Origin of the sequence: Vibrio nigripulchritudo (assembly GCF_027924785.1) — a bacterium.
Classification (GTDB): domain Bacteria; phylum Pseudomonadota; class Gammaproteobacteria; order Enterobacterales; family Vibrionaceae; genus Vibrio; species Vibrio nigripulchritudo.
Window position 1 is genome coordinate 1,337,273 of record NZ_AP027049.1, and the last position, 12,183, is coordinate 1,349,455.

The 12,183-nt window shown below is 44.7% G+C and carries 16 protein-coding genes; 12 read left to right on the forward strand and 4 right to left on the reverse strand.

Annotated features, from left to right (window positions below; translation table 11 throughout):
* Positions 1 to 386 precede the first annotated feature (386 nt).
* Together QMG91_RS06350 and QMG91_RS06355 are read left to right on the forward strand one after the other, a co-directional pair.
* Complete coding sequence (locus tag QMG91_RS06350; RefSeq protein WP_022611063.1) at positions 387 to 866, forward strand: GNAT family N-acetyltransferase; 480 nt, start codon at positions 387 to 389, stop codon at positions 864 to 866.
* Positions 867 to 1,175: 309 nt separating this feature from the next.
* Positions 1,176 to 1,676 carry an SLATT domain-containing protein gene (locus QMG91_RS06355; protein WP_022611064.1) on the forward strand — a complete coding sequence of 167 codons (501 nt, stop codon included), beginning with the start codon at positions 1,176 to 1,178 and terminating at the stop codon, positions 1,674 to 1,676.
* 38 nt (positions 1,677 to 1,714) lie between these two features.
* Here the strand turns inward: QMG91_RS06355 and QMG91_RS06360 are convergent, their stop codons facing one another.
* A complete protein-coding gene (locus QMG91_RS06360) occupies positions 1,715 to 2,257 on the reverse strand; it encodes an outer membrane beta-barrel protein (protein WP_281829689.1) in 543 nt (180 codons plus the stop codon).
* A gap of 421 nt (positions 2,258 to 2,678) precedes the next feature.
* Here QMG91_RS06360 and QMG91_RS06365 point away from each other — a divergent pair, with 421 nt between their 5' ends.
* From QMG91_RS06365 to QMG91_RS06375, 3 genes are all read left to right on the forward strand, one after another.
* The gene (locus tag QMG91_RS06365; RefSeq protein WP_281829692.1) at positions 2,679 to 3,494 is read left to right on the forward strand and encodes an ABC transporter ATP-binding protein; all 816 of its coding nucleotides are present in this window, start codon (positions 2,679 to 2,681) and stop codon (positions 3,492 to 3,494) included.
* Positions 3,494 to 4,450, forward strand: coding sequence for an ABC transporter substrate-binding protein (locus QMG91_RS06370; RefSeq protein ID WP_281829694.1), 957 nt, complete (start codon positions 3,494 to 3,496; stop codon positions 4,448 to 4,450). Before QMG91_RS06365 ends, QMG91_RS06370 begins: the two co-directional genes overlap by 1 nt.
* A gap of 69 nt (positions 4,451 to 4,519) precedes the next feature.
* Positions 4,520 to 5,476: a FecCD family ABC transporter permease gene (locus QMG91_RS06375; RefSeq protein WP_281830446.1), complete on the forward strand. Its 957-nt coding sequence runs from the start codon at positions 4,520 to 4,522 to the stop codon at positions 5,474 to 5,476.
* A gap of 33 nt (positions 5,477 to 5,509) precedes the next feature.
* Here the strand turns inward: QMG91_RS06375 and QMG91_RS06380 are convergent, their stop codons facing one another.
* Together QMG91_RS06380 and QMG91_RS06385 are read right to left on the reverse strand one after the other, a co-directional pair.
* Entirely contained in the window at positions 5,510 to 6,385 is an 876-nt protein-coding gene (locus QMG91_RS06380; protein ID WP_281829695.1) for a substrate-binding periplasmic protein, read from the reverse strand.
* 141 nt (positions 6,386 to 6,526) lie between these two features.
* Positions 6,527 to 6,823 (reverse strand): ArsR/SmtB family transcription factor, encoded by a 297-nt coding sequence (locus QMG91_RS06385; protein WP_004402309.1) that lies wholly within the window; start codon positions 6,821 to 6,823, stop codon positions 6,527 to 6,529.
* Between the two features lie 103 nt (positions 6,824 to 6,926).
* On the opposite strand from QMG91_RS06385, the gene QMG91_RS06390 reads away from it, so the two are divergent.
* The 3 genes from QMG91_RS06390 (at position 6,927) to QMG91_RS06400 (ending at position 9,007) form a co-directional block, all read left to right on the forward strand.
* The gene (locus QMG91_RS06390; protein WP_409351254.1) at positions 6,927 to 7,850 is read left to right on the forward strand and encodes a permease; all 924 of its coding nucleotides are present in this window, start codon (positions 6,927 to 6,929) and stop codon (positions 7,848 to 7,850) included.
* 387 nt (positions 7,851 to 8,237) lie between these two features.
* Positions 8,238 to 8,564, forward strand: a complete 327-nt coding sequence (locus QMG91_RS06395; RefSeq protein ID WP_022551072.1) for a hypothetical protein — start codon at positions 8,238 to 8,240, stop codon at positions 8,562 to 8,564.
* On the forward strand, positions 8,561 to 9,007 hold the full coding sequence (locus QMG91_RS06400) for a GNAT family N-acetyltransferase (RefSeq protein ID WP_281829698.1): 447 nt from the start codon (positions 8,561 to 8,563) through the stop codon (positions 9,005 to 9,007). The genes QMG91_RS06395 and QMG91_RS06400 overlap by 4 nt, the downstream gene beginning before the upstream one ends.
* Before the next feature lies 1 nt (position 9,008).
* On the opposite strand, the gene QMG91_RS06405 is transcribed toward QMG91_RS06400, so the two are convergent.
* Entirely contained in the window at positions 9,009 to 9,764 is a 756-nt protein-coding gene (locus tag QMG91_RS06405) for a 3-hydroxybutyrate dehydrogenase (protein ID WP_004402306.1), read from the reverse strand.
* Positions 9,765 to 9,997: 233 nt separating this feature from the next.
* On the opposite strand from QMG91_RS06405, the gene QMG91_RS06410 reads away from it, so the two are divergent.
* The 4 genes from QMG91_RS06410 to QMG91_RS06425 all read left to right on the forward strand — a co-directional run bounded on the left by QMG91_RS06410 (position 9,998) and on the right by QMG91_RS06425 (position 12,048).
* On the forward strand, positions 9,998 to 10,300 hold the full coding sequence (locus tag QMG91_RS06410) for a Dabb family protein (RefSeq protein WP_004402305.1): 303 nt from the start codon (positions 9,998 to 10,000) through the stop codon (positions 10,298 to 10,300).
* A gap of 198 nt (positions 10,301 to 10,498) precedes the next feature.
* Positions 10,499 to 10,846, forward strand: coding sequence for a hypothetical protein (locus QMG91_RS06415; protein WP_281829700.1), 348 nt, complete (start codon positions 10,499 to 10,501; stop codon positions 10,844 to 10,846).
* A gap of 36 nt (positions 10,847 to 10,882) precedes the next feature.
* On the forward strand, positions 10,883 to 11,350 hold the full coding sequence (locus tag QMG91_RS06420) for an OsmC family protein (protein ID WP_281829702.1): 468 nt from the start codon (positions 10,883 to 10,885) through the stop codon (positions 11,348 to 11,350).
* Positions 11,351 to 11,523: 173 nt separating this feature from the next.
* Positions 11,524 to 12,048 (forward strand): lipocalin family protein, encoded by a 525-nt coding sequence (locus tag QMG91_RS06425; protein WP_200766987.1) that lies wholly within the window; start codon positions 11,524 to 11,526, stop codon positions 12,046 to 12,048.
* The last annotated feature ends 135 nt before the right edge of the window (positions 12,049 to 12,183 follow it).

A 12,183-nucleotide genomic window follows, 5' to 3' on the forward strand; every position in this document is an offset into this window, starting at 1 on the left:
GGATGATTGACTGTACATGGGGTTGAGTATCACTTTTTTGTCTACTAGTATTCGCTCTGAAAATGCCTTATCCGTCCGATGGATGGTATATGCAACCTTAATTTGTGGTACTTAGCACATCCTCACCTACGTTGCGGTACGTAGGTGATCTTTTTTTGCTTCTTCTATCCTGAAATACGAAAGTAAGCCTATCTTGCTCTTCTTATCATTCTCATCACTCCTTTATTTAGTTAGCTACTGGCGCGACCAATTGCTGGTTATACTCAAGTGTTAAATGGCAAATCATTTTAATTGTTAGTCAGGTTTATTAGCGAATTAGTTTGTAGTTACACCAAGTGATGGTTTATAGGTGAACCGACCGAGACTATGGAAAGGGGGGGGGAAACATGGAAATTAAGCTAGTAGGCAAAGCTGAATGTTCTGAACTTGTGCCAATATTTGCCGAGCTGGAACGTTACTACTTTTCAGATAATGCTGCGTCTTGCGATGAGCTTGAAAACTATCTCGTTAATCAGGTGTTTTCAGATTTCTCGGGTGTAAGAGTCGTCGCTGCATATAAAGGTTCGCAAGTTCTGGGTTTTGCTACTTTTACCGTGATGTACCCAGCACCGACTTTGGCAGGTCAGATGTACATGAAAGATCTGTTCGTTTCTTCCCAGTCAAGAGGAAGCGGTGTTGGTCTTAGTATCATGAAGCATCTAGCAAAAATTGCTTCTGACAATGGGTGTGTTCGTCTGGACTGGACTGCTGAAACCACGAACCCTACTGCCGGAGAGTACTATCGCTCTATCGGTGCCTCTCTGATTAAAGAAAAAGAATATTATCGATTTGAAGGCGACGAACTGCATCGTTTTGCCACATCCTAAATCATTGGGGTAACGTGCTTCTAGATGGATTAGTGCTTTATCCTACCTGTCTCAATTCCTATCACTTTTATCCAAAACTGCGACGATGTTTCGGGCTGACCTGCCGCAATTCGAATGTGTTCACAAGCAAGCAACAGTGCAAAAAAATATCGGTAGAAAACTGTATATACATACAGTATATTTTAAAAGGTTGATATGAATTGATATGCAAAAGGAGAGGCACGATAACTTTCGCGGGGGGCGAAAAGTGCCTTGAATATGCTGTGACTGGGCAGGGAATGCTGGACATGAGATGTTCAGGTTGTGTTTATGGCAAAGAGTCTGAATGAAGGTCAGGTAGCGACGCTAGTTAAATGGCGGGCTCGCTGTAAGCGTGCGCAGTTGGCGCATAGCTATACAGCGATTTCTTATGGTCGCTATCACTTATTGTTAGGGGTTGTTCTGATCGTGCTGACTACGGCTTCTTCCGTACTGATTTTTGCCAGCCATGTTCAGCCTGTGTGGCTGTCACCAGTTGTCGGTACTTCCGCGGCACTATTTGCTTACCTGCAGACGTTTCTTAGGCTGTCGGAAAAAGCAGACACTCACCGACAGGTTGCGCGCCGATACGGTGCTCTGAAAAAACGGATTGAATATGTCGTCGACTTTCGATCACCGATTAAAGATCTGGGTACGCAAATTGATGCGATACGACAAAAAGAAGATGAGATAGCATCGGATGCTCCGCACGCACTGAGTCACAGGTGGAGCAAAGCGAAAAAAGAAACACACACAGAAAATGAAGCGGCGCGACTTCTGACTCGTCTATAGAACTGCGCGAACAGAGTTGCCCGCGCAGCTTTTCAGAATCAGAACTTAAAGTTTACGCCAGCAAACAGGGCGTTAGACTCATAACTGTTTTCAAGTATAAACCGACGATATTCCAAACTTAAGCTAAGAGTATCGACAAATATCAGCTCTGCACCCCCTCCAAAATAAGGGTTTACACCTTTGTACGAATCTACGGTTTCTACACCGCCGGATTTTGGAGTGAGTATCTTTTCAACGTTGGAGTAACTGGCTCCGCCCACTGCATACAAATTGAAAAAATCTACGGGGATTAAGTGTGCTTTAAGCCCGACAAATGTTGCGCTATAGCTAAGTGATTCTGTTGTATCCCCAAGAACACCAGTTATGATTGAGCTAGAGATACCACTCGCAGTTGTATAGCCGATTTCTGCCGAAAAATTGGGGTGAAACTGGTACGCATAGTCGACTAAAAAAGAAAGCCCAGCATCTTCGTCTTTTGAGTTTTCGATAGATGATGCGCCAATTTTTAAACCCAGGTGATTTTGCGAGGCAAGCGTTACTGGCGAAAGTACCAGTGTGAGTAAAAGTAATAATTTCTTCATGTTACATCCTTTCCGCTAACAACAGATTTCCCCACCGTACAACTCTAGGTTTAACTTAGTGCTGATTCTGTTAGAAGCTATTTCTGTAGTTGTTCTGTGACTAAACTGTGCTCGTTATTGGAGCTGAACCCCCTAAAACACAGCCACAGCACATTAGCAATTTAGTGTTATTAACAATATTGCCAATTCTTGAAATCAGGACGCTTATCACAAATTTTGTACACTGTTTTTTATTCGTGCTCTGAACCATAATCTACATGTTTCTTACCTATTAAATTTGGTTTCGTCGCGCCCTGAAGGTAGGACGTAAAAGACCCGTATCAAAAATGGTATTTCCCAGGCTGAGCTAAAAATACTATTGACAATTATATTTCTATAAATGTTATGTTATAACGTATCTTTTTGGTTCAATGGATTTCTTATGAAGGGATTGCCTACGTCAATAGTTTCCGCTCAGCAGCTCTGTTCGAACAGTTCACAAGGTTGGAGAGCTGTCACTGATGCGACGTTTTCTGTAGCTCAGGGCGAATGTGTGGCTGTGATCGGCCCAAATGGAAGCGGTAAATCCAGTTTGCTCAAAGCCATTACTGGAGAATTTAAAACAGTGAATGGCAGGCTGTTAATTAATGGGACAGATGCCAATCAGCTGGATCCAAACCAAAAGGCGAAAATGGTTGCGGTTGTGGCGCAACATGAACACGCTGATCCTCGTTTAACTGTTCGTGAATATGTATGGCTGGGACGTGTTCCCCATACTTTCTGTTGTAGCAATAAAGAACACGAGCGAGCGGTTGAACAGGCTTTGGAAGACGTAGGCTTATCAATGAAAGGCAACCGCCCGATTGGTTCGCTTTCAGGAGGCGAACAACAACGGGCAAATATTGCGCGAGCATTCGCTCAAGAACCCAGACTGTTGCTACTCGATGAGCCGACTAACCATTTAGACCCACTTGCTCGCCTTGAACTGCTAGAGCTCATCAAACTGAAAGGCGTTGCGTCCATCGCTGTGTTACATGACTTGCCTTTAGTCGCCCCTTTTGCCGACAAAGTCCTTTTAATGTCAGAACAAAAAATGGTGGCGTACGCCTCGCCAGAGCAAGTGATGCAAAACGAATACATCACCCCCGTTTTTGGGCTGCGCGTTGTCACGCTCAGTCATCCTCAAATCGCAGGTGCGGTGCATCATTTTGAAGCCGCATCGTCAAATTACAATATTCCATCAATAGGAGCCGCCTAATGAAGTGGTCTGCAATACTGACTCTTTTATTCCCCATTGCCGTTGCCAATGCAGCAGATACCCAATACCCCGTAACTGTCGATAACTGTGGTAGCCCGCTTACCATTGATAAACGTCCTACACGCGCAGTGTTTCATGACATCAACATGACTGAAATGGCGTTTGCACTTGATCTTCAGACAAGCATGGTTGGCGTAACAGGTATTACTGGTTGGTACAAGATGTCGCCATCGTTCAAAAAGACCTTAGGCGAAACGCCCGAGCTTGCGCCTAAATATCCGTCGCTAGAAACACTGATTTCAGCAAAACCCGACTTCTTCTTTGCGGGTTGGAACTACGGAATGAAAGTGGGCGGTGAAGTGACGCCTCAAAGCTTAAAGCCTTATGGCGTTGATACCTTGGTTTTGTCTGAAAGTTGCATTCACACGCATAAACTTAAAGACGGCGCCAGCATGGAACTGCTTTACGGAGACGTTAAAAAACTGGGTGTGATATTCGACCGACAAGACAAAGCCAATGCTCTGGTTAAAGAGTGGAAGGCAAGAGTCAAAGCAGTTGCAGAAAAGAAAAATAGCTCGGGTCAGCCCGCGCCAAAAGTTTTCCTGTTTGACTCCGGCGAGGACAAACCTTTCACCGCTGGCAAATTTGCCATGCCGAATGCAATGATCCATGAGGCCGGTGGGCACAACATTACCGAAAATATGGAAACAAGCTGGGCAAGAACATCGTGGGAAAATGTGGCGAGAGAAAACCCAGATGTCATCATCTTACTTGACTACCAGACCGCCAACGGAGCCGATGCTCTTAAGGACTTTCTGGAGCAACACCCTCTAATGAAACATACCAACGCTGTTAAATCTGAGCGCTATGTGAAGTTACGATATGAACAACTCACTCCTGGTCCTGCCAACATTGAAGCGATAGAAAAACTCTCCAATGCGTTCTTTTCTCAATAAGTGAAGGCAAAGTAACGCTTAATGAAATTGTCTAAATACCAGATGGCATGGTGGCTTGGAGGAAGCGCCATGCTTGTTTCGTTTGTGTTCAGCTTAAAATTTGGTTCGGTGTCACTGTCACTTGATGAAGTACTGGCAGGGCTACGTGCTTTCAATGACGAAGAGATGAGCATGACCAGCCGGATCCTCATTGATTTACGGCTTCCAAGAGCTCTTCTAGCCATCATTGCTGGGGCAGGGCTCGCAATGGTTGGTGCTCTGCTTCAGACAACGACGCGAAATGATCTGGCAGATCCGTTCTTGTTTGGTTTGTCTTCCGGCGCTTCTGCTGGCGCTGTAATGGTCATAACTCAACTGGGCGATGCGTTAGGGGTGTGGTCGCTTCCTTTGGCAGCTTTTGCCGGAGGGATTGTGTCTGCCTCCGCAGTGCTGATCTTATTCTCGATGCAGAAAAAGCGAGGCAACAACAACCTGGTGCTGTGTGGTCTGGCGATCTCGTTTCTATTCGGAGCGGTGACCAGTTTTCTGATCTACTCGGGTGATCAGCGCGCCGCCACTTCTATTTTGTTCTGGACCATGGGAGGTTTGGGACTGGCTCGTTGGGAGAACCTGATTTTTGCTGCGATTGGCGTATTGTGTGTGGTGGTGCTGATCTTATTCCGCTATCGCGAGCTCGATACTTTACTGGTTAGTGAACAAACTACGCATTCCCTTGGTGTTAATGTGCATCGACTTCGAAGTGAAGTCTTCTTATGTTGTGCGTTTTGCACCGCATCCATTGTTGCCCTGACTGGAGTGGTCGGTTTTATCGGGCTGATGGTTCCTCATCTTGTACGCCCATTTTCAGGGATGACTCACAAGCTTGCGCTGCCACTGGTAGCCTTGTGGGGAGCCGTGATGCTGACGCTGGGTGATATCGTTAGCCGGACTATTCTTTCGCCACAGGAACTCCCGGTGGGCATCGTAACTGCAGCGTTAGGTGGTGTGTTTGTTTTGTACTTAGTGTGGAAAAAGCCTGCAAGCTGACAGCTTGCAGGCTATCTAACTAAAGAGGTTATATCACAGGCAGTCGAGTAGAGAATTTGGATCATCACCGATCACGGATTTCATATAAGTATCAAAAATCGTCTGATGTACGCCATTAGTTTTTAACTTCACTAGAGACGCATTGAGCTTCGTAACCAGCTCTTCAGCACGAGGAGACTGGCGCGAGATCATCAGATAAAAATCGACAGGCTTTTCAATCAGGCGTTGGCATCTGATGTCTTTGGGAAGTGACAGTTTCCCCGTCGAGATACTGCCTGCCACTATGGATACCTGAGTTTCCAAAATCTGGCATCGCTCTTGTTGCAGCATCTTCATTACGCTTGTCAGCCCGCCATGAACGGTGGTGATAATGTTGTCCTGAGGAATACCATATTTACTGGTGTAAATCTCATAGTTCCAGCCTGCCATTCCACAAATCTCAAAGTGTTTTAGTTCTCTCACTTTGGTCACTGCTTTCTTGGTTTCAGGGTTGATCACTCCGTTTGGGAATGCTCTTCGCGAGTAGAAGATAGCAATAGGTGCCGAATAAATCGGACCGACGAAGTGATATTTCTCGCCCCGACTGGCGTTATAGGTGGCGTCAGTGGCAACTTCATGTTTTTTGAGTGAACTGAACTTTTCTGTATTGTGCAGGCAACGTTTCCAAGGGATCACTTCCGGCAAGAATTCCAGATCAGTGTCTTGGCTGATGGCTTTAAAAAGCTCGATATTTATCCCTTGAACTTTGGGGCGTTCACCAACCGAGGGATTAGGGTCCAGATAAAAGTAGGGCGCCCAGGGTTTGCCGCAAACCCGAATAGGCGGTTCAGTAATACTGGCGTGAACAGAAAGAACCACGAACAAGTTTACTAGTAATGTAAACAAGGAAAACAAAACGAAATGATGCATGTTATCACCATAATTTTTGTGTGGTCTTAAGTTTAAAAGGATAGATTAGATTAAAGTCTCATGGTTGAGGAATGCGCAATATTCTCGCAGAAGAGAATATGTATCTCCTATTGGCGGGGAGAGTTGCATATGTGGAGGGCTTTATGATTCTTCTTCGTCGGCGCAACATTCATCTAAAAGGAAACTGATCACATACTGCAGTTTTTCGTATTCAGCAACGCAAAACAGTGTACGTCCTTCTCTTCGCTGCGTTAGCAGACCAGCTGAAACCAATCCAGAGATATGGTGTGAGAGCGTTGATCCGGGAATGTTCAGTTTTTCTTGTAAGCCACCCACGGCAATACCTTTAAACCCTGCTTTGACCACAGATTTGTAAATCGTCAGCCGCGTCGGGTGCCCAAGTTCTTTTAGTGATTTCGCAACAATATCAATGTCCATTTCAGATCCTGTAAAAAATTTATTTCGATAATAATAGAAATATCTTGATCGATACAATAGATGATCTTATATTTCGAATATTCTAGAAATATAGATGTGTAAAATGATGACTATTGATTCTCTCGCCTTACAAGAAACGCTGAATATGTTTGCCTTCTTAGCAGTCGAACTGACGTTGCTTTTTTTGCTGATTAGCTATCTGGTTGGGGTAGTACAAATGTACATCCCACCTTCAAAAATTCAGCGAATTTTGAGCAGCAAAAATGGCAGTGGTTACATCATCGCTGCATTTTTGGGGGCAATTACGCCATTTTGTTCTTGTTCAACCATTCCATTCTTAAAAGGATTGCTAAGAGCAAAGGCAGGGTTTGGGACCATGATGGTCTTTTTATTCGCAAGCCCGCTACTTAACCCGATTATCATCGGGCTATTTGCAGTGACTTTTGGGCTAAAAGTGACGATGCTCTATTTCACTGTGGCAATGAGCGTATCGATTGTCGCAGGGTATCTGCTTGAGAAGCTTGGGTTTGAGAAATACATTAAACCAGAAGTGTATGAGGCTCCTGCATCCTCTGGCTGCTCGGCATCTTCTTGTGGTGCGGAATCGAAACCCGAGAACAAGTGGCTAAAAGTCTGGAACAGTACCTGGAGTGACTTTAAAAAGGTGTTGCCTTACCTCATTGGGGGAATTGCATTGGGGTCGGTGATTTACGGGTTTATGCCGACTGAGTTCATCGCTTCTGTTGCGAGTGAAAATAATCCGTTGGCGATACCTGTCGCGGCTGTAATTGGCATCCCGCTCTACGTTCGCGCTGAGGCGGTTATTCCCCTCAGCGCAGCGCTGGCAGCAAAAGGCATGGGGTTAGGTGCAGTCATGGCACTCATTATCGGGAGTGCTGGTGCCAGCCTGACAGAGGTTATCCTGCTTAAATCCATGTTCAAAAACACCATGATAGTGTCATTTGTCGCGGTCATTCTGACCATGGCAATAAGTGCGGGTATTCTCTACAATTTGGTGTTTTTATAAAATAGTGTGAACAGTGTTAGGAGGCGGCGTGCGAAATTGGATGTAGTGCGCCGCTTTTGTTATGATTTCTATACCCAAGTGACTTCAAGATGCAGGATTCAGAGCTTCATATTCTGTTTCAGTTCAAGCTTCTCTATTTCAAAATCAGGAACGCAGTGGAATGACAAGTCCTTTCCAAGTTCTTTGGCGATGAAATGGAATAGAATATGAGCTCCCAAGGGCGAGTTTAACTGGCTTTTATACCGCGTTACCGATTCTTGATTTAGAACCACTAGATCTTCAAATCGGTGTCTTGTCTAAAAGCCAGTTAATTCTCGCTGAACCAAGCATCTTGAGGTTACTTGGGTATATTGGATTAAACCATGTGAGTCAAAGGATTGAATAGTCATGGATGCAGCGTACGCCAACGTTATTGTTGGTTTCTATTATATTGCCGTCATTGTTTTAGTTGAGAAGCTGGGATTGCTCCGATGCAATGGCAGTAAGTGGTTGGCAATTTCCACCTTTTTGTTGGCTCCTGCCATTATCTTTGTGAGTGCAACAGCTCTCATTCTGTACTTTCAGTCTACTGGTGCGGATTATTTTGCAAGGGTAATGACCAACACCATTATGATTGCCGGTCCCCTCGCCACACTTTATTGGGCGCGTCTGGCATATCACTATCGCGTTGCTCTTGCTGAGGCTCGCGCTTCTGCTCAAAAAGAAAGCCTATGAGTTCACTTCAATTCAAAGCATCTTCTCCTGACTCTTCAGATTTTCAGGCGCTTATCAGTCAGCTCAACCGTTCTCTTACTCAGATAACTCAGGATAGCGGGGAAAGCTCGTTTCAGGCTGAGGAATTTTCTCCGCAGCGGGATGGGGCATTGGTCGGGTATGACCAAGATGAGCCTGTCGCCTGTGGAAGTTTTCGTTTCCATCAGCAAGGTATTTGCGAAGTAAAGCGCATGTTCTCTGCTAAGCCGGGCAGCGGAAGCGCGCTGCTGGTTGCTCTGGAAAATTTTGCCCGAAGTAAAGGGTATCAACGCGCCATACTTTCTACTCGGCGCGTCAATACTCAGGCGGTCAATTTTTATCTGAAAAACGGATACGTGGAAATCCCACCCTATGGGAAATACGTTGGCAGAGAAATCTCTATCTGTTTAGGAAAATCGCTCTGATTTACTGCGCTGTCCAGCCTAAATCTATCGATAAGCTTGTGCCAGTAATAGAACGTCCGGCATCGCTGATCAGATAGTTCACCATGGCACCAATTTCCTCAGGTTCGATCATCTTCTTGATTGCCGCTTTTTTTAGCATGATTTCCTTAATCACTTGATCACGATCGATGTTGTGATTGCTCGCCTGATCAGCAATCTGTTTTTCAACCAGAGGTGTTTTAACGTAAGCAGGGCAGATCGTATTGGCGGTAATGCCGAACTCGCCCCCCTCTAAAGCAGAAGACTTCGTCAAACCCATTAGCCCATGCTTTGCCGTGACATAAGCGGATTTATAAGGAGAAGCAATTTTCCCGTGAATGGATGCAATGTTGATGACTCTGCCCCAATTGTTTTTCTTCATATACGGCCAGCAGTATTTGGTGAGAAGAAAAGGGGAAGTGAGCATAACCGAAAGCATGGTATTGAACGTGTTTTCTGGAAAGGACTCGATGGGTGATATGTATTGAAAGCCAGCGTTGTTTACCAGAATATCGATATGTCCAAAGTGATTGGCGACCGCTTTGACAAGTGAAAGATTGTTTTCCTGAACCGATAAGTCGCACTGAAAAAATTCAGCGTTTAGCTGCTGTGCAGCGGCTTCACCATCCTCTTGATTGAGATCGGCTATCGCGACCTGTATTCCGTTATCTCGCAGTGATTTCGCAATGGCGAACCCAATACCACTGGCACCACCTGTGACCAACGCAACTTTTTCCATGTTTACTCTCCTTTATGGTTATATTTTACTCTAGTGCAAAAGGCATAAGCAGACGTTGTTCTGTGTCTCAGGCTAAGAAATAGACACCTAAAAGTAATGAGAGTCAAAGGGATACCTTGCCAGATAGCAAAATGGCTGGCTGGAATACACATCGCAGAAAGCTTAGCGAAAACACCATGTTTCTAATTCGTCCCGTATGATGATGTTTATTTTATAAAATAAAGGAGAGGGAAATGATAAGGCATTTATTACTGGTTCAGTTTAAAGCGTCAGCACAGGAATCCGACATTCAGACTTTGCTGGGGCTGTTTGTGGAAATACCTCAAAAAGTGGACGGAGTGTCTGCGGTTGAATGGGGAGAAAATGACAGCCCGGAAGGAAAGAACAAACAATATACGCATTGTATTTTTATGACCTTCGCTGATGAAGCGGGTCGTCAAAACTATCTGGAACATCCTGAGCATGAGGATCTAAAAGCCAAGTTCCATCCGATTCTAGAAGACATTGTGGTGCTAGATTACCAGCCTCAAAGTTAACTTTATTGCCGTATTGATAGCGCGAAACACCATCGCGCTTTTAAAATCACCTCGCTCAATAGTTCCTTAAATCCCAGCATTTCTTTTGTCTTAAGGTTAAGTTTGGAACCGAACTGACAAGAAGCTCAAAAAACTTTGATAAAAAAATGGTTATTTATAAAATAAATGACCTGAGTTGTACCAATAAACAAAACATTAATGAACCGAATTCTTTTAGGCACATCTTTGCTTGCTGCCACCATCTCTATTATTTCAACCGCCCAAGCCAATTCTATTCTTTACGATTCCTGTGAGCGTAATTCTCATGCATCGACCAGTGTGAACTGCGAAGACGAATCCAAAGTAAATAACGACTTTGAATATGAAGGCTCCATATGGGAAAGCGATGATTCCGATGCGTCCCTTATTACTTTCGTTGACCGGGGTCGATCTCCTGATGATAATGAGTGGGAAATCATGAACATCGAAGACAAGGTTCAAAACGAAAAGCGAAATGAATGCGCAAACCGCAGCTACGGTGAATGCATTATTTACGAAAACGATTAGAATACTCGTCACCAATTTCCAATGTGATGTAAACGGATGACGACCCATCGCGCAACAGTTCACTGGCAAAAGCTGCCTGAACAACCTTTTACCGACAGCCAGTTCAGTCGGGTACACACTTGGGAATTTGATGGGGGAGTCTGTATTCCTGCTTCTCCTTCACCCGAGGTCCTGCCTCCTCCTCTTTCTGATGAATCCGCGGTAGATCCTGAAGAAGCCTACATAGCAACGCTTTCGAGTTGTCATATGATGGCGTTTCTGGCAATAGCTGCGAAGCGAAAGTACGTCGTCGAGCAATATCGGGACACAGCACAAGGTGTTCTCAGCAAAAACGAATATGGAAAATTCTGGGTAAGCAAAGTTTGCCTTTGTCCAGACGTTCAGTTTTCGGGTGGCAAAATCCCTTCACCAGAACAAGTTCAAAAACTGCACAAGCTAGCCCATAAAAATTGCTTTATCGCAAACTCTGTTAAAACCGTAATAGAAATCTCAAGCGCTTCATAGCAATATGCATTCAGGTTGTTACTCTTCCTGCAAAGGCTAACCTGGAATTCGATATAGAGTTCTCTGTCCGAAGAGGGAAGTGATCTTCCTGAAATAATTTAGAACCGACAGAACCAACGGGTACTTGCATACGTAAAAGCGTGCAAAATCAAAAGAATTATTGAGGATCCGATATGCGAATGTTAACTGCGCTGCTTGCTTCAATTGTGTTGTCAGGTTGTTTGGGTATGCCAGATCAGGTTAAGCCAGTACAAGGGTTTGATGGCGAAAGATATCTTGGGAAATGGTACGAAATAGCGCGGCTGGACCACTCGTTTGAGCGAGGTTTAGAGCAGGTAACGGCCGAATATTCTTGGCGAGATGATGGTGGCATACGAGTCATCAACCGTGGTTACTCCATTGAGGAACAGGAGTGGGATCAAGCCGAAGGTAAAGCGTATTTTGTTGAAGGCGATAATCAAGGTTATCTGAAAGTGTCTTTCTTTGGTCCTTTCTATGGTTCTTACGTGGTGTTTGAACTGGAACAAAATAACTACGACTATGCGTTTGTTTCCGGACCGGACAATACCTATCTATGGCTACTTTCCCGTACTCCAGAGGTAGACCAGTCCATCAAGGACAAGTTCGTTGCTATGTCTAAAGAACGTGGTTTCAACACCGACGAGCTGATCTTCGTGAATCAAACTTCCTCGCAATAATTCTCTAAGTACTCCAACTGGTAATGTTTTACTGCTCGGACTTTCTGTTCGAGCCAACTGAAAAACCAGCAAAATCAAAACATAAGTCAAGTTCTGCTTATTCCATATATGTCATATTACGCCCTGTTGTTAAAA

Bases quoted from the DNA above. Each gene is read 5' to 3' on its own strand.
- QMG91_RS06350 (WP_022611063.1), top strand. From the start codon at position 387: ATGGAAATTAAGCTAGTAGGCAAAGCTGAATGTTCTGAACTTGTGCCA.
- QMG91_RS06355 (WP_022611064.1), top strand. From the start codon at position 1,176: ATGGCAAAGAGTCTGAATGAAGGTCAGGTAGCGACGCTAGTTAAATGG.
- QMG91_RS06360 (WP_281829689.1), bottom strand. From the start codon at position 2,257: ATGAAGAAATTATTACTTTTACTCACACTGGTACTTTCGCCAGTAACG.
- QMG91_RS06365 (WP_281829692.1), top strand. From the start codon at position 2,679: ATGAAGGGATTGCCTACGTCAATAGTTTCCGCTCAGCAGCTCTGTTCG.
- QMG91_RS06370 (WP_281829694.1), top strand. From the start codon at position 3,494: ATGAAGTGGTCTGCAATACTGACTCTTTTATTCCCCATTGCCGTTGCC.
- QMG91_RS06375 (WP_281830446.1), top strand. From the start codon at position 4,520: ATGCTTGTTTCGTTTGTGTTCAGCTTAAAATTTGGTTCGGTGTCACTG.
- QMG91_RS06380 (WP_281829695.1), bottom strand. From the start codon at position 6,385: ATGCATCATTTCGTTTTGTTTTCCTTGTTTACATTACTAGTAAACTTG.
- QMG91_RS06385 (WP_004402309.1), bottom strand. From the start codon at position 6,823: ATGGACATTGATATTGTTGCGAAATCACTAAAAGAACTTGGGCACCCG.
- QMG91_RS06390 (WP_409351254.1), top strand. From the start codon at position 6,927: ATGATGACTATTGATTCTCTCGCCTTACAAGAAACGCTGAATATGTTT.
- QMG91_RS06395 (WP_022551072.1), top strand. From the start codon at position 8,238: ATGGATGCAGCGTACGCCAACGTTATTGTTGGTTTCTATTATATTGCC.
- QMG91_RS06400 (WP_281829698.1), top strand. From the start codon at position 8,561: ATGAGTTCACTTCAATTCAAAGCATCTTCTCCTGACTCTTCAGATTTT.
- QMG91_RS06405 (WP_004402306.1), bottom strand. From the start codon at position 9,764: ATGGAAAAAGTTGCGTTGGTCACAGGTGGTGCCAGTGGTATTGGGTTC.
- QMG91_RS06410 (WP_004402305.1), top strand. From the start codon at position 9,998: ATGATAAGGCATTTATTACTGGTTCAGTTTAAAGCGTCAGCACAGGAA.
- QMG91_RS06415 (WP_281829700.1), top strand. From the start codon at position 10,499: ATGAACCGAATTCTTTTAGGCACATCTTTGCTTGCTGCCACCATCTCT.
- QMG91_RS06420 (WP_281829702.1), top strand. From the start codon at position 10,883: ATGACGACCCATCGCGCAACAGTTCACTGGCAAAAGCTGCCTGAACAA.
- QMG91_RS06425 (WP_200766987.1), top strand. From the start codon at position 11,524: ATGCGAATGTTAACTGCGCTGCTTGCTTCAATTGTGTTGTCAGGTTGT.